General features: G+C 71.7%; 16 protein-coding genes and 2 pseudogenes. 9 read left to right on the top strand and 9 right to left on the bottom strand.

The window, feature by feature from the left end:
- Window positions 1–618: DUF4232 domain-containing protein (locus tag IH80_RS0106525; RefSeq protein ID WP_158943297.1), on the top strand; the 618-nt coding region annotated here is incomplete at its 5' end.
- Window positions 615–1172 (top strand): annotated as a pseudogene (locus IH80_RS0106520) (AAA family ATPase); the annotation flags it as partial. The gene IH80_RS0106525 and the pseudogene IH80_RS0106520, both read left to right, overlap by 4 nt.
- On the opposite strand, the pseudogene IH80_RS41875 reads toward IH80_RS0106520, so the two are convergent.
- The 4 genes and pseudogenes from IH80_RS41875 to IH80_RS0106505 form a co-directional block, all read right to left on the bottom strand.
- A pseudogene (locus IH80_RS41875) lies at window positions 1121–1621 on the bottom strand (ABC transporter ATP-binding protein); the annotation flags it as partial. The pseudogenes IH80_RS0106520 and IH80_RS41875 overlap by 52 nt on opposite strands.
- Before the next feature lie 138 nt (window positions 1622–1759).
- Window positions 1760–2902: a PP2C family protein-serine/threonine phosphatase gene (locus IH80_RS0106515; RefSeq protein WP_030958452.1), complete on the bottom strand. Its 1143-nt coding sequence runs from the start codon at window positions 2900–2902 to the stop codon at window positions 1760–1762.
- 202 nt (window positions 2903–3104) lie between these two features.
- A complete protein-coding gene (locus IH80_RS0106510; RefSeq protein WP_030958450.1) occupies window positions 3105–3914 on the bottom strand; it encodes an Fpg/Nei family DNA glycosylase in 810 nt (269 codons plus the stop codon).
- Window positions 3915–3982: 68 nt separating this feature from the next.
- Window positions 3983–4468 (bottom strand): ribose-5-phosphate isomerase, encoded by a 486-nt coding sequence (locus tag IH80_RS0106505; RefSeq protein WP_030036244.1) that lies wholly within the window; start codon window positions 4466–4468, stop codon window positions 3983–3985.
- 219 nt (window positions 4469–4687) lie between these two features.
- Here IH80_RS0106505 and IH80_RS0106500 point away from each other — a divergent pair, with 219 nt between their 5' ends.
- The gene (locus tag IH80_RS0106500) at window positions 4688–6121 is read left to right on the top strand and encodes an amino acid permease (protein WP_030958447.1); all 1434 of its coding nucleotides are present in this window, start codon (window positions 4688–4690) and stop codon (window positions 6119–6121) included.
- 96 nt (window positions 6122–6217) lie between these two features.
- Here the strand turns inward: IH80_RS0106500 and IH80_RS0106495 are convergent, their stop codons facing one another.
- Entirely contained in the window at window positions 6218–6802 is a 585-nt protein-coding gene (locus tag IH80_RS0106495) for a biotin transporter BioY (protein WP_030958446.1), read from the bottom strand.
- Window positions 6803–7087: 285 nt separating this feature from the next.
- Between IH80_RS0106495 and IH80_RS0106490 the strand changes: the two genes are divergently transcribed.
- The gene (locus IH80_RS0106490; RefSeq protein ID WP_037879029.1) at window positions 7088–8494 is read left to right on the top strand and encodes an amino acid permease; all 1407 of its coding nucleotides are present in this window, start codon (window positions 7088–7090) and stop codon (window positions 8492–8494) included.
- Window positions 8495–8572: 78 nt separating this feature from the next.
- On the opposite strand, the gene IH80_RS0106485 is transcribed toward IH80_RS0106490, so the two are convergent.
- A complete protein-coding gene (locus tag IH80_RS0106485) occupies window positions 8573–9355 on the bottom strand; it encodes an SDR family NAD(P)-dependent oxidoreductase (protein WP_030958444.1) in 783 nt (260 codons plus the stop codon).
- Window positions 9356–9535: 180 nt separating this feature from the next.
- Here IH80_RS0106485 and IH80_RS0106480 point away from each other — a divergent pair, with 180 nt between their 5' ends.
- On the top strand, window positions 9536–10936 hold the full coding sequence (locus tag IH80_RS0106480) for an amino acid permease (protein WP_030958441.1): 1401 nt from the start codon (window positions 9536–9538) through the stop codon (window positions 10934–10936).
- 159 nt (window positions 10937–11095) lie between these two features.
- On the top strand, window positions 11096–11752 hold the full coding sequence (locus IH80_RS0106475) for a superoxide dismutase (protein WP_030958438.1): 657 nt from the start codon (window positions 11096–11098) through the stop codon (window positions 11750–11752).
- Window positions 11753–11874: 122 nt separating this feature from the next.
- On the opposite strand, the gene IH80_RS0106470 is transcribed toward IH80_RS0106475, so the two are convergent.
- On the bottom strand, window positions 11875–12525 hold the full coding sequence (locus IH80_RS0106470; protein ID WP_030958437.1) for a DsbA family protein: 651 nt from the start codon (window positions 12523–12525) through the stop codon (window positions 11875–11877).
- A gap of 140 nt (window positions 12526–12665) precedes the next feature.
- On the opposite strand from IH80_RS0106470, the gene pepN reads away from it, so the two are divergent.
- Complete coding sequence (gene pepN, locus IH80_RS0106465; protein WP_030958436.1) at window positions 12666–15221, top strand: aminopeptidase N; 2556 nt, start codon at window positions 12666–12668, stop codon at window positions 15219–15221.
- A 228-nt stretch (window positions 15222–15449) separates the two neighbouring features.
- Window positions 15450–16412, top strand: a complete 963-nt coding sequence (locus IH80_RS0106460; RefSeq protein ID WP_030958435.1) for a hypothetical protein — start codon at window positions 15450–15452, stop codon at window positions 16410–16412.
- Here IH80_RS0106460 and IH80_RS0106455 read toward each other — a convergent pair.
- The gene (locus tag IH80_RS0106455) at window positions 16388–17275 is read right to left on the bottom strand and encodes a pyridoxamine 5'-phosphate oxidase family protein (protein WP_030958433.1); all 888 of its coding nucleotides are present in this window, start codon (window positions 17273–17275) and stop codon (window positions 16388–16390) included. The two genes, IH80_RS0106460 and IH80_RS0106455, sit on opposite strands and share 25 nt — an antisense overlap.
- Entirely contained in the window at window positions 17275–17733 is a 459-nt protein-coding gene (locus tag IH80_RS0106450) for a VOC family protein (protein ID WP_030958432.1), read from the bottom strand. The genes IH80_RS0106455 and IH80_RS0106450 overlap by 1 nt, the downstream gene beginning before the upstream one ends.
- Before the next feature lie 122 nt (window positions 17734–17855).
- Here IH80_RS0106450 and IH80_RS0106445 point away from each other — a divergent pair, with 122 nt between their 5' ends.
- A complete protein-coding gene (locus IH80_RS0106445; RefSeq protein WP_030958429.1) occupies window positions 17856–18416 on the top strand; it encodes a CGNR zinc finger domain-containing protein in 561 nt (186 codons plus the stop codon).
- Window positions 18417–18629: the final 213 nt, after the last annotated feature.

Here is an 18629-nt window from a genome sequence, read left to right as displayed (position 1 = left end):
GTGGTCGGGGGCGCGGTGGCCGCGGGGGTGCTCGTGGGGGCCGTGGGGTGCGGTACGCCGCCGGCGCCGCGGGCCGCGCCGGGGCCGGTCTCCGAACCGCACGCCCGGTCGGCGCAGCCGGGTACGGGAGGCGCGCCGAACCGGGGCGCCCCCACGCCCGAGCCGTCCTCCGCCCCGGCCTGCCCCGAGGGCGGGGTCCGGCTGGTCGAGACGGGCGGGGACGCGGCGATGGGGCTGCGGGTGGAGGGCTTCCAGCTGATCAACTGCGGTACGGGGGCGTACGTGCTGGAGGGTTACCCGCAGGTGGGGCTGCGGGACGGCCGCAACGAGCTGCTGGACGTCTCGGTGGAGCACGGCTCGGCGGGGATCACCACGGGGGTGCCGGACATCGACGCGGCGCCGCAGCGGGTGACGCTGGCGCCGGGGCAGGCGGCCGCCTGGTCGGTGGTGTGGCGCAACCTCGTCAACGATGCGGCGGTGCCGGCCACGACGGTGCCGGTCCTGGAGATCGAACCACGGCCCGGAGCGCCGCGGCTGTGGCTGCGGCCGGCCCGGCCGTTCGACCTCGGGAACACGGGGAGACTGGGGATCAGCGCCTGGACGGCGGTCGCCCGGTGATCGTCTGGCTCAACGGGCCCTTCGGTGGCGGCAAGACCCAGACAGCGTACGAGATGTGCCGACGGCTCCCCGGGAGCGTCGTGTGCGATCCCGAGCACGTCGGGTTCGGGCTGCACCGGATGCTGCCGCCCGCCCTGCGCGGGGACTTCCAGGACCTTCCGGCCTGGCGTCAGGGGGTGTTCGAGGTACTGGACCTCGCAGCGCGGCGGCATCCCGGCGCGGTGCTGGTGCCGATGACCGTCACGGAGCCGGTCTGCTTCGCGGAGACCGTGGGTCGGCTGCGGGAACGCGGCCACGACGTACGGCATTTCGCGCTGCTGGCGGAACGGGAGACGGTGCTGCGGCGGCTGCGCGAGCGGGGGCTGGGCCTGGGGCTGAAGCGGGAGAGCTTTGCCGTGGCGCGGCTCGACGGGTGTCTGGAGGCGCTGCGCGCGCCGGAGTTCGCCCAGCACCTGGCCACCGACGGGCTGACCGTGTCCGGGGTCGCGGACCGGGTGGCCGCCTCGGCCGGCCTGGACCTGACACCGGACACGGACGGCCCGCTGCGGGCCCGGTCCTGGCGGCCACCGGCGAGCCGCATCGGCAGCAGCACGTTCTGCTCGACGGTGAGGTTGGGCAGCAGGTTGAAGTCCTGGAAGACGAAGCCGAGCCGGCTGCGGCGCAGCTGGGTGAGCGCGTTCTCGCCCATGCCGGTGATCTCGGTCCCCCCGAGGCGGACGGAGCCCTCGGTGGGCAGGTCGAGTCCGGCGGCGCACTGGAGGAAGGTGGACTTGCCGGAACCGGAGGGGCCCATCACGGCGGTGAAGCTGCCGCGCGGAAGGCTGAGGTCGATGCCGCGCAGCCCGTGCACGGCGGACGCCCCGCGCCCGTAGGAGCGCCGTACGCCGCGCAGTTCCACGGCAGCGGCCGTGGGGGCCCGCTCCCCCGCCGCGGTGTTCGCGTCCGTCCGTCCGCCCGCGCCGTCGCAGTCCCCTGGTGTGCCGCCTCTCGGAGCCGTCCTGATCGTGGCACCGACGCTACGGATCACGGCGGGGCGGCGGCCATGGAGCGGCCCGGGGTCCTGCGGGTGGGGCTGGCCCCACCCCGGCTCCACCCCGAACCCGAACCCGAACCCGGACCCGGATCCGGCCCCGGCACGGCTTCAGGGGGAGCGGCGGATGAGGAGGAGGGCGCGGTCGTCGTTGACGTCCTTGGCGACCTTCTCGATCAGGTGCCAGGCCGCACCCTCCCAGCCGGCGGAGACGTAGCGGTCGGCTTCGCCGGTGAGGCGGTCGATGCCTTCGCTGATCTCCCGGTCGGCGGTCTCGACGAGGCCGTCGGTGAAGAGCATCAGGACGTCGCCGCGGCGGAGGTTGCCGCGGGCGGGGGTGAACTCGGCTCCGTCGTAGACGCCGAGCAGCGGGCCCTCGCCGGACTTCTCCTGCCAGCGGCCGGTGCCCGCGCAGAGCTGGAGGGCGGGGAGGTGACCGGCCGAGAGGAGTTCGTAGTCGCCGGTGTTCAGGTCCAGGACGAGGTGAATGGAGGTGGCGAAGCCCTCGTCCCAGTCCTGGCGGAGCAGGTATCCGTTGGCGGCGGGCAGGAAGCCGTGGGGCGGCAGTGCGCCGAGCAGTCCGCCGAAGGCTCCGGACAGCAGCAGGGCCCGGGAGCCCGCCTCCATGCCCTTGCCGGAGACGTCGGTCAGGACGATCTCCAGGGTGCGGCCGCCGTTGGTGCGGGCCGCGACCACGAAGTCACCGGAGAAGGACTGGCCGCCGGCGGGGCGCAGGGCCATCTCGCGGTGCCAGCCGCGGGGCAGGGCGGGCAGCTTGCTCTGTACGCGGATGCGTTCGCGCAGGTCGAAGAGCATGGTGCCGCCGCGCCGCCAGGGCACGCCGACGCGGCTGCGGAACTGCGCGATGAGCAGTCCGAAGAACCCGCAGGCGGCGACGACCAGGACGGTGCCGGGGGTGACCCGCGCCGGGCCCTGGGTGTAGGGGCCGAGTACGACGGCTTCGACGATCAGTGCTGCCGCGGAGGCGGCGTACAGGGCGAGGAGGCTGGCGGGCCGCAGCAGCAGTCCCCCGGCCACGATCGGCAGCACGAGCGCCGCCGGCGAGAACCAGACGGGCAGCATGATCGTGCCGCAGGCGATGGCGGGGACGGTGAGCAGCAGTCCGACGAAGGCGAGCCAGTCGGAGGCGTCGCCGCGGAAGTAGTCGACGGCGGATTTGCGCAGGGCGGTGCGGCCCCGGTGCGACCGCATGCGCATCCGGGCCAGAAAGGTCTCCACGCGTGCTCCGGCCATTGATTCGGGACCCTATCCATGCTGGCTGTGAATGCGCAGGGGTACCCCCGGACCGGAAGCCGCGAGGTGCCCGAAAACCTACCCGGTGGTGCGGAATGCCCTGGTAGGGATGGGCGCATGGCTCTGGAGATGCGCCCCTTGCCGGCCGATGGGCGGGATGCCCCCTACGGCCCCCTGCGACCCCCTGCCCCCGCTGTCCGCCTCAGCCCGCTTGGCAGCCCGGGCACCAGAAGAGGTTGCGGGCCGCCAGGTCCGCCGTGCGGATCTCGGTGGTGCAGATGTGGCAGGCCATGTTCGCCCTCCGGTACACGTACACCTCTCCGCCGTGGTCGTCGACGCGCGGCGGGCGGCCCATCACCTCCGGAAGGTGCTCGTCGCGCACGGTGTCGATGCGGTTGTTGCGCACGCCCTCGCGCATCAGTGCGGCCAGGTCCGCCCACAGGGCGTCCCACTCCGAGCGCCGCAGGTCCTTGCCCGGACGGTACGGGTCGATGCCGTGCCGGAAGAGGACCTCGGCGCGGTAGACGTTGCCGACGCCCGCGACCACCTTCTGGTCCATGAGCAGCGCGGCGACGGTCGTGCGGGAGCGGGAGATGCGGGCCCAGGCGCGGTCGGGGTCGTCACCCGGCCGCAGCGGGTCCGGGCCGAGCCGGTCGTGTATCGCCTTCTTCTCACCCTCGCCGATCAGCGCGCAGGCCGTGGGGCCGCGCAGGTCGGCGTAGTGGTCCGCGTTCAGCAGTCGCAGCCGGACCGTGTCGGTCGCGGGCGGGGCGGGGGCGCCGCCGAAGCCGAGCTTGCCGAAGAGGCCGAGGTGGATGTGGATCCACTGGTCCCCCTCGAACCCGAGGAAGAGGTGCTTGCCGTGGGCGTCGACACCGTCCAGGGTCCGTCCGTCGAGCAGGGCCGCGCTCTCGGCGAAGCGTCCCTGCGGACTGCTGACGGTGACCGGCCGCCCGGCGAACCGCTCGCCGTGGTCCTGGGCGAGGCGGTGGATCGTATGCCCCTCGGGCACGGCGGACTCCTCGGAGGAATGGAACGGCCGTGCCACCCCCGGCGGGAGCGGCACGGCCGGAAGCGGGATCAGCCCTGCGGGTGGTGGGCCGGGATCGGGGGGAGCTCGCCCGTCTGCTCGTAGGCGGAGAGCATGTCGATGCGGCGGGTGTGCCGCTCCTCGCCGGAGTACGGGGTCGCCAGGAAGGCCTCGATGAAGCTGACCGCCTCGTCCTGCGTGTGCATGCGGCCGCCGACGGAGATGACGTTGGCGTTGTTGTGCTCGCGGCCGAGCTGGGCGGTCTGGACGCTCCAGGCCAGGATGGCGCGCACGCCCTTGACCTTGTTCGCGGCGATCTGCTCCCCGTTGCCGGAGCCGCCGATCACGATGCCGAGGCTGCCCTCGTCCGCGGCGGTCTTCTCCGCGGCGCGAAGGCAGAAGGGCGGGTAGTCGTCCACGGCGTCGTAGATGTGGGGGCCACAGTCGACGGGCTCGTGGCCGTTGTTCTTGAGCCAGTCCACGAGGTGGTTCTTGAGCTCAAAGCCGGCATGGTCGGATCCGAGGTACACGCGCATGGGTCGAGTGTGGCACGAGGAGCCCCGACAGCCCGCAGCGGGTGTCGCGTAAGTCACTTCTAAAGCTCAAGTAAACCCAAAGAACGCAGATGGGACACGGCGGGACGTCGGTCCTGGAGGTTCGTCCCAACGCAACGATCCGGATTGAGGTCTTCCGTCCTGCGTTCATCTCAGGTTTGAATGCCGGGGCTCGCAACCCGAGAACCTAAGGATCCGTCCATGAGCTCCACGACGACCCTTCAGAAGGCAGGCGACCCCACCGGAAACCCCGGTGACGGCGGCCTGCCCTCCGACGGTCTGAAGGCCGGTCTCAAGAACCGCCACCTGTCCATGATCGCCATCGGCGGCGTCATCGGCGCCGGTCTCTTCGTCGGCTCCGGTGGCGGCATCGCCAAGGCCGGTCCCGCCATCCTGATCTCCTACGCCCTCGTCGGCGCCATGGTGGTCTTCGTGATGCGGATGCTCGGCGAGATGGCCGCCGCCAGCCCGAACTCGGGCTCCTTCTCCGCCTACGCCGACCGGGCGCTCGGCCGCTGGGCCGGCTTCTCCATCGGCTGGCTCTACTGGTTCTTCTGGGTCGTCGTCCTCGCGGTGGAGGCCACCGCCGGTGCCGCCATCCTGGAGAACTGGATCCCGGCCGTCCCGCAGTGGGCCTGGGCGCTGATCGTGATGGCGGTCCTGACCGTCACCAACCTCGGCTCGGTCGCCTCCTACGGTGAGTTCGAGTTCTGGTTCGCGGGCATCAAGGTCGTCGCCATCGGCGCCTTCGTGGTCATCGGCATGCTGGCCGTCTTCGGCGTCCTGCCCGGCTCCGACAACCCCGGCGCGGGCTTCGCGCACCTGACCGACACCGGCGGCTTCTTCCCCAACGGGTACGGCGCCGTCCTGACCGGTGTGCTGATGGTCGTCTTCTCCTTCATGGGCAGCGAGATCGTCACGCTCGCCGCCGGCGAGTCGGAGAACCCCCGCAAGGCGGTCACGCAGGCCACCAACTCCGTCATCTGGCGCATCGGCGTCTTCTACCTCGGCTCGATCTTCGTCGTGCTGACGCTGCTCCCCTGGAACGACAAGTCGATCACCGAGAAGGGCTCGTACGTCGCCGCCCTCGACTCGATCGGCATCGCGAACGCCGGCACGATCATGGAGGTCATCGTCCTGACCGCCGTGCTGTCCTGCCTGAACTCCGGCCTCTACACCGCCTCCCGCATGGCCTTCTCGCTCGGCGAGCGCGGCGACGCCCCCAAGGCGTTCGCCAAGGTCAACAAGAACGGTGTCCCGGTCGCCGCGATCCTCGGCTCCACGGTCTTCGGCTTCGTCGCCGTCTACTTCAACTACGCCTTCAAGGACACGGTCTTCAACTTCCTGCTGAACTCCTCCGGCGCCATCGCGCTCTTCGTCTGGCTGGTGATCTGCTTCACCCAGCTGCGGATGCGCGGGATCCTGGTCCGCGAGGCCCCGGAGAAGCTGACCGTGAAGATGTGGCTCTTCCCGTGGCTGACCTGGGCCACCGCCGCACTGATCATGTTCGTGATCGGCTACATGTTCGTGGACGACGCCAACCGCGAGGTGGTCACCCTGTCCACCCTGGTCGCCGGCTTGGTCGTGGCCGTCGGTGTGGTCCTGGACCTGCGCCGCAAGCGCGCCGCCGTCTAGGGCTGACCGCCCGATCGCGCCCCGTACACACGCCGGAGCCCGGCCCGCCTCGTCAGGCGGGCCGGGCTCCGGCGCTACGGGGGGGGGGGGACCGGGTCAGCCGCGGCGGCCGAGGAGCTTCCAGGCGGCCGGCAGGGCTCCCATCGCGAGGGCGGCCTTGAGGGCGTCGCCGACCAGGAACGGGGTCAGGCCCGCCGCGACGGCCGCGCCCAGGGACATCCCGGTGGCGGCCATCAGGTACGGCACGCCCACCGCGTAGATCACGGCGGAGCCGAGCGCCATCGTGCCCGCGGTACGCAGGACCGAGCGGTCGGCGCCACGCCGCGCCAGGGCGCCGACGACGGTGGCGGCGAGCACCATGCCGAGGACGTAGCCGAAGGAGGCGCCGCCGGCCCCGGAGGTCCCGCCCGCGAACCACGGCACGCCGGCCATGCCGACCACGGCGTACAGCGCCAGCGAGAGGAAGCCGCGGCGGGCCCCGAAGGCGGTGCCGACGAGCAGCGCGGCGAAGGTCTGGCCCGTGACGGGGACCGGGGAGCCGGGGACCGGCACCGCGATCTGCGCGGCGATCCCGGTCAGGGCGGCACCGCCGACGACGAGCGCGATGTCGCGCACGCGGCTCGCGGGCAAAAGGTCGGCGAGGACGGCGCCGGGCCGGAGGGAGACGGAAGCAGTGCTCATGAGGTGGCTCCGCACAGTGGTGGGGGTCGGGACGATCACCGACGTTAGTGCGGGGTCCGCAGCCGCCCCACCGCCGCCCGGAACAAAGCCCCGCTCCCCCTGTTGGTGGGGACCGGACAAAGCCCACCCCTCTGATCAGTGCGGCGTGATCCTCGTCACGAGCAACATCCGACAACACGTCCGTTTTGCACGGACGACCGCCACTCAGCGAGACTGTTGGATCCTGCCAAGCCAATGGCGGAGTCCTCACCACCGCTGGGCCGAACGAGAGTACGAGCACTCCTCATGCGTGAGCGCCTGCCAGACGCACCTCCCACGACGGGCGACCTGCCCGCGGAACCCCTCAGCCACAGCCTGAAGCAGCGCCACCTGACCATGCTGGGGCTCGGCGGCGTGATCGGCGCCGGCCTCTTCGTCGGCTCCGGCGCCGGCATCGGCATCGCCGGTCCCGCGATCATCTGCTCCTACCTCCTCGCCGGCGTCCTCGCGATGCTGGTGATGCGCGCGCTGGGCGAGATGTCGGCCGCGATGCCCGCCTCCGGCTCGTTCTCCGTCTACGCGGAGCGGGCGCTCGGCCGCTGGGCCGGTTTCTCGGCGGGCTGGCTGTACTGGTTCCTGCTGGTCGTGGTGCTGGCCGTGGAGGCCACCGGCGCCGCGAAGATCGCGAACGGCTGGGTGCCCTCGGTCGACCAGTGGGTCTGGGTGCTGCTCTTCATGGTGGTCTTCACCGTGAGCAACCTGGCGGCGGTGAAGAACTTCGGCGAGTTCGAGTTCTGGTTCGCCGCCCTCAAGGTCGGCGCGATCGTGCTCTTCCTGATCCTCGGCACCCTGGCGATCTTCGGCGTGCTCCCGGACACGGATCCGGTCGGCATGGCCAACCTGACCGGCCACGGCGGCTTCTTCCCCGAGGGCTTCGGCGGCGTGGTCGCGGGCATGCTGGCCGTCATCTTCGCCTTCGGCGGCCTGGAGGTCGTCACCATCGCGGCCGCCGAGTCCGACGACCCGGCCCGCTCGGTGTCCCGCGCGGTGCGCAGTGCCGTGTGGCGCATCCTCTTCTTCTACGTCGGCTCGATGGTCGTCATCGTGACCCTGCTGCCGTGGGACTCGCTGGAGCCGGGGCAGAGCCCGTACGTCGCCGTCCTGGACTCCATCGGCATCCCCGGGGCCGGCCAGATCATGAACATCGTGGTGTTCGTGGCCCTGCTGTCGGCGCTGAACGCGAACCTGTACGGGTCCTCGCGCATGATCTTCTCGCTCGCCGAGCGCGAGGAGGCGCCGAAGTCGCTGCTGAAGGTCTCGGGCGGTGGCGTGCCGCGCCGCGCCGTGTTCGCCTCGGTGGCCTTCGGCTTCGTCTCGGTGGTCCTCAACCTGCTGTGGCCGGACACGATCTTCCTCTACATGCTCAACGCGGTCGGCGCCGTCCTGCTGTTCGTGTGGGCGCTCATCGCGGTCTCGCAGCTGAAGCTGCGCCGCCGGATCGAGCGGGACATGCCCGAGCGGCTGGTCCTGCCGATGTGGCTGTTCCCGTACGCCACCTGGGCCGCGCTGGCCGGAATGGCGGCGGTCCTGGTGCTGATGCTGTTCGACGACTCCGCGCGCCCGCAGCTGCTGTGGTCCACGGGCGCCGCCCTGCTGGTCCTCGCCGTGGCGGGCGTCCGCGAGCTGCGGGAGCGCCGCAGCCCGAAGACCTGACCGCCCGCCGGTCCTCGGCCGCTGTCCACGGCCCACCCGCGAAGGCCCCCGCGCACCCGGCGCGGGGGCCTTCGCGGGTCAGGTGCGCAGGTACGAGGCTCCGTTGACGTCGAGCACGGTGCCCGAGCTCCAGCGCGCCGCGGGCGAGGCCAGGTGCAGCACGGCGGCGGCGACCTCCTGCGGCGTGCCGACCCGGCCGAAGGGGCTCTGCGCCCGGATCCGCTCGCCCTCCTCCCCTTCGAGCCGCCCGGCGACCCGTTCGGTGGCCACGAAACCGGGCGCCACGGAGGCCACGGCGATGCCGTGGGGGGCCAGGGAGACGGCGAGGGACTGCCCGAGCGCGTGCAGGGCCGCTTTGGTGGCGCCGTAGGCGGGGTGGTCGGGCTCGCCCCGGAACGCCCCGCGCGAGCCGATGTTGACGACGCGGCCCTCCCGTCGGCCGTCGATCATGCGGCGGGCGACGCAGTGGGTGAGGTTGGCAGGGGCGAAGAGGTTGACGGCGGCCGTAATGCGCCAGGCCTCCTGCCAGTCGGCGTACGAGGTGGTGGGCAGCGGGTGCGCGAGCATCACGGCGGCGTTGTTCACGAGGACGTCGATGCCCCCGAGGGCCTCCTCGGTCTCGGCGGCGAGGGCCTCCACGCGGGCCGGGTCGCCGAGGTCCGCCGTGACGAGGACGTGGCCCTCGCCCGGGAGGTCCGCGAGGGTGCGCTCGGCGTCCGCCTGCCGGGACGTGCAGTGCACCGCGACCCGGTCCCCCTGCTCGGCGAAGGCGGTGGCGACGGCCCGCCCGATCCCCCGGGAGGCCCCGGTGACGAGCACCCCCCGGCCCGTGGCGGCCAATTCCCTTACGCCGTGGTCCATTCGGTCGCCCCTCGTTTCCTGTCGTCGCGTCACCCGCGCCCTGTCGGCAGCGTACGGGTGTGATCACGGCCGGTCATTCGACTGTCCGAATATCGGACGCCGACCATCCGAAGATCGGACAGGGGTGAGACTGGGGCACCTCATCACGTCCCCCCGTACAACCGGACAGGCACACCCGCAATGAGCCAGAGCACCCTGACACCGCCCGAAGCACCGCGGACCGACGCCGGATCCCCGCTCGGCAACGGCCTCAAGCAGCGCCACCTCTCGATGATCGCCCTCGGCGGTGTCATCGGCGCCGGACTCTTCGTCGGCTCCGGAGCCGGCATCGCCGCGGCGGGCCCCTCGATCGTGCTCGCCTACGCCGCGTCCGGACTGCTCGTCATGTTCGTGATGCGGATGCTCGGCGAGATGTCCGCCGCCAACCCCGCCTCCGGCTCCTTCTCGGTGCACGCGGAGCGGGCGATCGGTCCGTGGGCCGGGTTCACCGCCGGGTGGATGTTCTGGACGCTGCTGTGCGTGGGCGTGGCCATCGAGGCCATCGGGGCGGCGCACATCATGGCGGGCTGGTTCCCGGGCACCCCGTCGTGGATGTGGGTGCTGGTCTTCATGGCGCTGTTCTGCGGCTCCAACCTGGCCGCCGTCTCCCACTTCGGCGAGTTCGAGTTCTGGTTCGCCGCCCTCAAGATCGGCGCCATCGGCCTCTTCCTGGGCCTCGGCGTGCTGGCCGTCCTCGGCCTGCTCCCCGGCACCGGCGCGCCCGGTACCGCCAACCTGCTGCACGACGGCGGCTTCCTGCCCAACGGGGTCGACGGCCTGCTGGTCGGATTGCTCGCCTCGGTCGTCGCGTACGGCGGACTGGAGACGGTCACCATCGCGGCCGCCGAATCCGAGGACCCGGTCAAGGGCGTGGCCAGGGCCGTGCGGACCACCATGTGGCGCATCGCCGTCGTCTACGTCGGCTCGATGCTGGTCATCGTGACCCTGCTGCCGTGGAACGACCCGAAGGTGACCGAGCAGGGACCCTACGCGGCCACCCTGGACCACCTGGGCATCCCGGCGGCCGGTGAGATCATGAACGTGGTCATCCTGATCGCCCTGCTGTCCGCGATGAACGCCAACATCTACGGCTCCTCCCGCATGGCCCACTCGCTCGTCTCGCGCGGCCAGGGCCCCAAGGCGCTGGGCAAGGTCACCGGCCGCGTGCCGCGCCGGGCGGTGCTCGCCTCCTCCGGCTTCGGCTTCGTCACCGTGCTGCTGTCGTACTGGTACCCGGACACCCTGTTCGCCTGGCTGCTGAACATGGTCGGCGGCGTCATCCTCGTGGTCTGGGGCTTCATCGCCGTCTCGCAGTTCGTGCTGCGCCGCCGGCTGGAGCGCGAGGCCCCGGAGAAGCTCGTCGTGCGGATGTGGGGCTTCCCGTACCTGACCTGGGTGGCGCTGGCCGGGGTGGCCGGGGTCCTGGTGCTGATGGCGCTGGGCGAGGACACCCGGGTCCAGGTGATCTTCACGGGCGGACTCACCGTCGCCCTCGCCGCGACCGGATACCTGCTGCAGCGCAGGGCGCCCGCCGCCCGCTGACGCCCCTCGACCGCAGGTGGGCCCCGTGCGAACGCACGGGGCCCACCTGCGTTGTACAGAGGTGACCCTTACGTGTGAGGCGGAATAGATACTGCTAGCGTGCAGTTGCGCATTGATTGCAATAAGCGATTGGCACGCCGAGGGGACCGGATAACACGCATGGCCATCTACACGCTTCCTGAGCTTCCGTACGACTACGCGGCGCTGGAGCCGGTGATCAACCCGCAGATCATCGAGCTGCACCACGACAAGCACCACGCGGCCTACGTCACGGGCGCCAACAACACGCTGGAGCAGCTGGCGGAGGCGCGCGACAAGGAGAACTGGGGCGCGCTCAACGGCCTCGAGAAGAACCTCGCGTTCCACCTCTCCGGCCACATCCTGCACAGCATCTACTGGCACAACATGGCCAGCCCGAAGACCGGTGAGGGCGGCGGCGAGCCCACCGCGGCCGACGGCCTGGGCGACCTGGCCGACGCGATCACCGAGTCCTTCGGATCCTTCGCGAAGTTCAAGAAGCAGCTGACCTTCGCGTCCTCCGCGACCCAGGGCTCCGGCTGGGGCGTGCTCGCGTACGAGCCCGTCAGCGGCCGCCTGGTCGTCGAGCAGGTCTACGACCACCAGGGCAACGTGGGCGTGGCCAGCACCCCGATCCTGGTCTTCGACGCCTGGGAGCACGCCTTCTACCTGCAGTACAAGAACCAGAAGGTGGACTTCATCGAGGCGATGTGGAACGTCGTCAACTGGCAGGACGTCTCCAAGCGGTACGCCGACGCCAAGGCCAACACCCCGCTGCTGATCCCCGTCAAGGGCTGATCGCACCCCCGAGCCCGTCCGCCTCGTGATCGTCTTCTCACCCTTCACCGGCGGGCGTGTCCAGCAGAAGACCCCCGTGAGGACGTGACTCACGGGGGTCTTCTGTGTCTTCGCCGTACGGGCTACTCGAAGGAGGGTCCCTTGGTGCGGGTGCGCTTGATCTCGTAGAAGCCGGGCGTGGAGGCGACGAGCAGGGTGCCGTCCCACAGCCGGGCCGCGGCCTCGCCGCGCGGGGTCGGGGTGACCACCGGACCGAAGAAGGCGACGTCGCCCTCGCCGTCGGCGCCCGGGACGGAGATCACCGGGGTGCCGACCTCCTGGCCCACGCGGTCGATGCCGTTGTTGTGCGAGGCCCGCAGCACCTCGTCGTACTCGTCGGAGTCGGCGTACGCGAGCAGTTCGGCCGGCAGGCCGACCTCGGCCAGAGCCTCGGCGATCACCTCGCGGGTCGGGCCCTTGTCCTCGTTGTGGATGCGGGTGCCGAGCGCGGTGTAGAGCTTGCCGGTGATCTCGTCGCCGTGCTTCTGCTGGGCCGCTATGACGACGCGCACGGGTGCCCAGCCCTTGGGGCCGAGCAGCTCGCGGTAGACCTCGGGCAGCTCGTCGAGCTTGTTCTCGTTGAGGACGGCGAGGCTCATCACGTGCCAGCGCACCTCGACGTCGCGGACCTTCTCGACCTCCAGCATCCAACGGGACGTCATCCAGGCCCAAGGGCAGAGCGGGTCGAACCAGAAGTCGACCGGGGTCTTCTCGCGCACCTGGGTCTCGGTCATGTCTCTCCTCGGTGTCGGTCTCAGGCGGGAAAAGGGCATCAACGGCGCATGTCCTCCGGGGCCAACCAGGACACCGTCGCCCGCATTCCCCTCGTGCGAGGATTCGACCCAAGAACGCGATCACGCACGAAGGAGTGCAGGTGCCCGGAGAGAATCTGTCCCGCGAGGAGGCCCGCGAGCGGGCCGAGCTGCTGTCCGTCGACGGGTACGAGGTCGTCCTCGACATCAGGTCGGCGGTGGACGAGGCCGAGCCGGCAGAGGGCCCGCGGACCTTCCGTTCGGTGACGACGGTCCGTTTCCGGGCCGCGGTCCCCGGCGGCGCCACCTTCGCGGACCTGATCGCCCCTTCGGTGAACTCCGTCACCCTCAACGGGCGGGCGCTGGACGTGGCCGCCGTCTTCGACGGGTCGCGGATCGCCCTGGCCGATCTCGCCTCCGAGAACGTCCTGGTGGTCGACGCGAACTGCGCCTACAGCCGGACGGGCGAGGGCCTGCACCGCTTCGTGGACCCGGAGGACGGCGAGGTCTACCTGTACACGCAGTACGAGCCGGCCGACGCCCGGCGCGTGTACGCGAACTTCGAGCAGCCGGACCTGAAGGCGCCCTACCGCTTCGAGGTGACCGCGCCCGAGGGCTGGCAGGTGTGGAGCAACGGCGCCGAGGAGTCCCGCGAGGGCTCCGTGTGGCGGTTCGCCGAGACCGCGCCGATCTCCACGTACATCACCTGCGTGGTGGCGGGGCCCTACCACTACGTGACGGACACCTACACCCGCGGGGACCTGACCATCGCGCTGGGCGCGATGTGCCGCAAGGGGCTGGCCAGGCACTTCGACGCGGACGACATCTTCCTCGTCACCAAGCAGGGCTTCGACCTCTTCCACGAGATCTTCGACTACCCCTACCCCTTCGGGAAGTACGACCAGGCCTTCGTGCCGGAGTACAACCTGGGCGCCATGGAGAACCCCGGGATGGTGACCTTCCGGGAGGAGTACATCTTCCGCGGCAAGGTCACGCAGGCCTCGTACGAGCGGCGCGCGAACGTGATCCTCCACGAGATGGCGCACATGTGGTTCGGCGACCTGGTCACCATGAAGTGGTGGGACGACCTGTGGCTGAAGGAGTCCTTCGCGGACTTCATGGGCTCCTTCGGACTCGTCGAGGCCACCCGCTTCGACCAGGCGTGGGTGACCTTCGCCAACAACCGCAAGGCATGGGCCTACCGCGCCGACCAGCTGCCGTCCACGCACCCGATCACGGCCGACATCCGTGACCTGGAGGACGCGAAGCTGAACTTCGACGGCATCACCTACGCCAAGGGCGCGGCCGTGCTCAAGCAGCTCGTCGCCTACGTCGGCCGGGAGGCGTTCCTGGAGGGCGCACGCCGCTACTTCAAGGCCAACGCGTACGGGAACACCACGCTGGACGACCTGCTGTCGGTGCTCGGCGAGGTGTCCGGACGGGACATGACCGAGTGGTCGCGGGCCTGGCTCCAGACGGCGGGCGTGAACGCGCTGACCCCGGTGGTGACCTACGACGCGGCCGGGCGGATCACCGAGCTCGCGGTCGTGCAGGAGGGCGACGAGCTGCGGCCGCACCGGATCGGCGTCGGCCTGTACCGGCTGGAGCCGGACGGTGCGCTGGTCCGCTACGCGCGGGCCGAGGCGGACGTCTCCGGCGCCCGTTCGGTGATCGCGGAGCTGGCCGGGCAGGACCGGCCCGACCTGGTCCTGGTCAACGACGAGGACCTCACCTACTGCAAGATCCGCCTGGACGAGGGTTCGCTGGCCACGCTGCGCGCGCACCTGGGCGATCTGACGGATCCGCTGGCGCGGGCGCTGAGCTGGTCGGCGCTGTGGAACCTGACGCGGGACGGCCTGATGCCGGCGCGCGACTTCGTCTCGCTGGTCCTGGCGCACGCCGGCCGGGAGACGGACGTCGGCGTGCTGCAGCAGCTGCACGCGCAGGCACAGACCGCGGTCACCCACTACATGGCGCCGGACCGGCGCGAGCAGGGCGGCCGGGACCTGGCGGCGGGCGCGCTGCACGAGCTGCGGGTGGCGGAGCCCGGCTCGGAGGGCCAGCTGACCTGGGCGCGGTTCTTCGCCGCGAGCGCGGCGACGGAGGGCGACTTCCAGCTGCTGGTGGGGCTGCTGGAGGGGTCGGCGCGGATCGACGGGCTCGACGTGGACCAGGAGCTGCGCTGGGACTTCCTGCTGCCGCTGGCCGCGCACGGGGCGGTGGACGAGGGCGTCATCGCCGCCGAACTGGCCCGGGACGACACCGCGTCGGGCAAGCGGCACCAGGTCCGGTGCCTGGCGGCGCGCCCCTCGCAGGCGGTGAAGGACCAGGCGTGGGCTGCGGTGGTCGAGTCGGACGCGCTGTCCAACGCGCTGGTGGAGGCGACGATCGCGGGCATGCAGCAGCCCTCGCAGCGCGGCCTGCTGGCCACGCACGCGGGCCGCTACTTCGAGGTGATCGAGCGGGTGTGGGCGGACCGGTCGATCCAGATCGCGATGGACATCGTGAAGGGGCTCTACCCCTCGCTGCAGGGTGACTCCGCCACGCTGGAGGCCACGGACGCGTGGCTGGCCGGGCACGAGGACGCCGCCCCGGCCCTGCGCCGCCTGGTGCTGGAGTCCCGCGACGACCTCGCCAGGGCCCTCGCCGCGCAGCGGTGCGACGCGGCGGCCGGCTGACCGACCCGGGCTCTGGCCGGACCCGGTCCTCGAACGCCGGACGGGCTGGAAGAACCAGCCTCGTCGGTGTCCGAGGCGCGGGGTCCGGGCAGAGCCCTGGTGCCGGGGCCGCAGCGCCGCAGGCTATCGGCAGTCGAACGCCCGTACTTTAGCCCCAGCTTGTCCGGATTTGCCGACGAGCGTGTAACAGGGGTTAGCAAGGCCATGGCCTGAGGGAATCACCGCGTCATGAACCACAACGCACCCCTCCCCCTCGCCCACCTCACCGGCAACCGCCCCCGCGTGCTGACCCTCGCACAGCTGCGCGAGCACGGCGTGAGCGCCTCCGAGGCCGCCGGGCGGCCCTGGCAGCAGATCCTGCCCGGCGTGTTCCTGCTCCACTCCGGGCCGGCGACCAGCGAGGAACGGCTGCACGCCGCGCTGCTGTACGCGGGCCGGCGCGGCGGGGGCGAGGCCATGATCACCGGGCTGGCGGCCCTGGCCCTGTACCGCTTCGCCTCCGCGCCCTCGTTGCTCGCCCTCCCGCACATCGACGTGCTGGTGCCGGGCATCCGGCGGCTCCGGTCCACCGGTGACGTGCGGATCGTGCGGGTGCACGCCGCGCCCCGGTCCCAGGAGGTCACCGGCCTGCCCGTCGCGCCCGTCGCCCGGGCGGTCGCCGACGCCGTCGCGCAGCTCTCCGATGCCGGCACCGTACGCCGGCTGCTGAGCGAGGCCGTCCGCAGCGGGCACTGCGAACCGGGTGCCGTCGTAAGGGAGCTGACGGTGGCCCGGCTGCTGAACCGGCCGCACGTGGTCGACGCCGTCGAGTCCCTCCTGGCGGAGGGCCGGGCCATCGCCGAGGACCGGCTGTACCACCTCGTGCGGGGCTGCGAACTCCCCGACCCCGTCTGGAACGTGGACCTGCGGATCCCCGGCGGGCCGCATCTGGGCGGGGTCGACGCGTACTGGCCCGAGCACTCCGTGGCCGTGGAGATCGACACCCGTGTCCCGCGCCAGGGCGAGGACGAGGAGTGGTCCGAGTGCGTGCGCAAGCGCGAGACGCTGGAGCGGCTCGGGGTGACCGTCCTTCACATCACCCCGCGCAAGCTCCGCGACTGGCCCGAGCAGCAGGCCGCGGTCATCCGCACCGCCCTGACGGCCTCGGACGTCCGGGAGCCCGCCGCCTACCTGGTGGTGCTCCCCAGGTGAGGGGAGTACTCCGGGGTGCTCCACAGCAGCCGCCCCGGATGCACCCCCTCCACCACCGACTCCACGCGGAAGCGGGTGCGGCGGCCGCCGTCGGGCGCGAACTCCGTCCGGGCCCGGCCGCTGAGCTGGAGGACGGCCCCGCTCTCCCAGTCCGGGAAGAGCAGCCCGGCCCGCGGGTCGGTCATCAGGTTCCCCAGGGTCAGGAACATCGCGTTCCCGGCGTAGTCCGGCCAGGCCAGCTCGACCGGGGAGAGCACCTCCACGAAGCCCGGCAGGCCGCCGCGGTGGCTCGCGTCGACACCGTCCCCCTCCGCCGTGGTGGCGACGAAGAAGGTGTCGGCGCCCCGGACGGTCCGCACCTGGCCGGGGGTGAGCGCGTCCCCGCGGCGCACCACGCCGGCCCCGTCCGCGACCAGCTCCAGCGGCTGCCGCTTCTGCAGGTACTTCGGGCAGTTGGCGAAGACCTGCTCGGCCTCGACGGCGAAGCCCCGCGCGGTGGCCGTGAGGGTTCCGTTCAGCCGCATCCGGCGCCGGGTGCGCGGATCGAGCGCGATGGTCCCGACCCGGGTCCCGGCCGTGGCCAGCGCCCCGGCGAGCGGGTCGCCGGCGGGCGGACCGCCCGTGACGGCGACCCGGTGCGCCCCGGTGGCCCGTACGAAACCGGGCGGCCCGGTGAGCAGGGAGGCCCACATCCGGCCGGCGCCGTCGGCGGCCCCGACGACCAGGTGCGGCTGGAGTTCCAGGAAGGCCGCTGCGACGTCGCGGATGTCCGTACCGATCGAGCGGCCGACGTGCTCGGCCGGCCCGCGCACGCCGACCCGCTCCTGCACCGCCAGCGACCCCCAGTGGTAGACGCTGCCCATTAGAAGAACCCGCAGGTCGGCGCCCCCGCAGTGGGAGCGGGGGCATCCTCGGCGCCGGTCGGCACGGAGATCTCCAGGCGGGTGCCGTCGGGGTCGTGGAAGAAGATGCCGCCGGAGGCCGCTCCCTCGCCGTGGGCGACGACGCCCTCGTGGGCGAAGTCGACGCCGAGGCCGCGCAGCCGCTCCTCGTACGCGCGCACCTCCTCGATGGCGCCGGCCGAGAACGCCAGGTGGTGCAGTCCGGCCGCGGCCGGTGCGAAGGCGCCGTCGGCCTGCTGCCAGAGCGTGAGGACGAGCTCGCCGTCCCGGCCGAGGAAGGCGTAGCGGCGGTCCTCCTCCTTGCCCTCCCCCAGCACCTGGAAGTCGAGGGCGTCCCGGTAGAAGGCGAGCGAGCGCTCCAGGTCGGTGACGTTCAGGCCGACGTGTCCGGTGCGGAGCTTGCTGATGACGGTGGTCATGACGGGTCCTTCCCCAGAGGCCGTTCAACGAGTTCTAACCTTCTAAATCCAATTTAGAGGTTAGAGCAGGGGACGTCAACCACTCACGTACCCTTGAGGGGTTAGCGAGCGAGGAGACGGACATGACGACGGCGGACCCGCGGCCCCTGACCGGGGAGCCGATCGCCCTCGACCTGCTGAACACCCGCTGGATGCAGGAGGGCGAGCCCCTCGACCTCTTCGCCGGGGCCTTCGGACTGAGCCGGGTCGAAGGGCTCGCGGTCTGGCTGGAGTCCGCCGGGCTGGCCGGCCGCTTCCGGGCCGACGCCTCGACCCTCGTCCACCTGATGACCGCCCGCGAGGCACTCGCCCGGGCGGTCGCCGACCCCGCCGACGAGAGCGCGCGCGCCCTGGTGGACGCCGTACTGGAGCACGGGCGCATCCGCGCCACCCTGACCGCCGAAGGCCCGGGCGAGCGCGCCGAGTTCGACGACCGCACCTGGGGTCCGGCCTGGACGGCCGCCCGGAACTACCTGGAACTGCTGGAATCCGCGCCCGACCGGATCCGCAAGTGCGCCTCCGAAACCTGCGTCCTGCACTTCCACGACACCTCGCGCAACGGAACCCGGCGCTGGTGCTCCATGTCCGCCTGCGGAAACCGGGTGAAGGCATCGCGCCATTACGCGCGCACGCGCGAGCGCTGACCGCTCGAAATCTGTCACACCCGCACCGGGGAACGACTGCACCTCGGTGCGGACTTGGGGCCACTAAGTCGATAAGTCAACTCTTCAGCACCTGCGGTTCGCACCACTGTGCCCGGATACGGCCTCACTGGCGGAAGTCCCGCGCTGGCGGATGTCCGCCACGACAGGTCTCGGTCGATGACATCCCTCCCCAAAGACCAGTCGGTTGAGGAA

Origin of the sequence: Streptomyces sp. NRRL S-378 (assembly GCF_000720645.1) — a bacterium.
Lineage (GTDB): Bacteria > Actinomycetota > Actinomycetes > Streptomycetales > Streptomycetaceae > Streptomyces.
Note: the sequence above shows the minus strand (reverse complement) of the source record. Positions and strands in the feature narration are given on the sequence as shown.

What these genes read in the sequence shown, in the direction of transcription:
- IH80_RS0106515 (WP_030958452.1), bottom strand. Translation starts at nt 2,902, where the DNA reads ATGGCCGGAGCACGCGTGGAGACCTTTCTGGCCCGGATGCGCATGCGG.
- IH80_RS0106505 (WP_030036244.1), bottom strand. Translation starts at nt 4,468, where the DNA reads ATGCGCGTGTACCTCGGATCCGACCATGCCGGCTTTGAGCTCAAGAAC.
- IH80_RS0106500 (WP_030958447.1), top strand. Translation starts at nt 4,688, where the DNA reads ATGAGCTCCACGACGACCCTTCAGAAGGCAGGCGACCCCACCGGAAAC.
- IH80_RS0106495 (WP_030958446.1), bottom strand. Translation starts at nt 6,802, where the DNA reads ATGAGCACTGCTTCCGTCTCCCTCCGGCCCGGCGCCGTCCTCGCCGAC.
- IH80_RS0106490 (WP_037879029.1), top strand. Translation starts at nt 7,088, where the DNA reads ATGCGTGAGCGCCTGCCAGACGCACCTCCCACGACGGGCGACCTGCCC.
- IH80_RS0106485 (WP_030958444.1), bottom strand. Translation starts at nt 9,355, where the DNA reads ATGGACCACGGCGTAAGGGAATTGGCCGCCACGGGCCGGGGGGTGCTC.
- IH80_RS0106480 (WP_030958441.1), top strand. Translation starts at nt 9,536, where the DNA reads ATGAGCCAGAGCACCCTGACACCGCCCGAAGCACCGCGGACCGACGCC.
- IH80_RS0106475 (WP_030958438.1), top strand. Translation starts at nt 11,096, where the DNA reads ATGGCCATCTACACGCTTCCTGAGCTTCCGTACGACTACGCGGCGCTG.
- IH80_RS0106470 (WP_030958437.1), bottom strand. Translation starts at nt 12,525, where the DNA reads ATGACCGAGACCCAGGTGCGCGAGAAGACCCCGGTCGACTTCTGGTTC.
- IH80_RS0106460 (WP_030958435.1), top strand. Translation starts at nt 15,450, where the DNA reads ATGAACCACAACGCACCCCTCCCCCTCGCCCACCTCACCGGCAACCGC.
- IH80_RS0106455 (WP_030958433.1), bottom strand. Translation starts at nt 17,275, where the DNA reads ATGGGCAGCGTCTACCACTGGGGGTCGCTGGCGGTGCAGGAGCGGGTC.
- IH80_RS0106450 (WP_030958432.1), bottom strand. Translation starts at nt 17,733, where the DNA reads ATGACCACCGTCATCAGCAAGCTCCGCACCGGACACGTCGGCCTGAAC.
- IH80_RS0106445 (WP_030958429.1), top strand. Translation starts at nt 17,856, where the DNA reads ATGACGACGGCGGACCCGCGGCCCCTGACCGGGGAGCCGATCGCCCTC.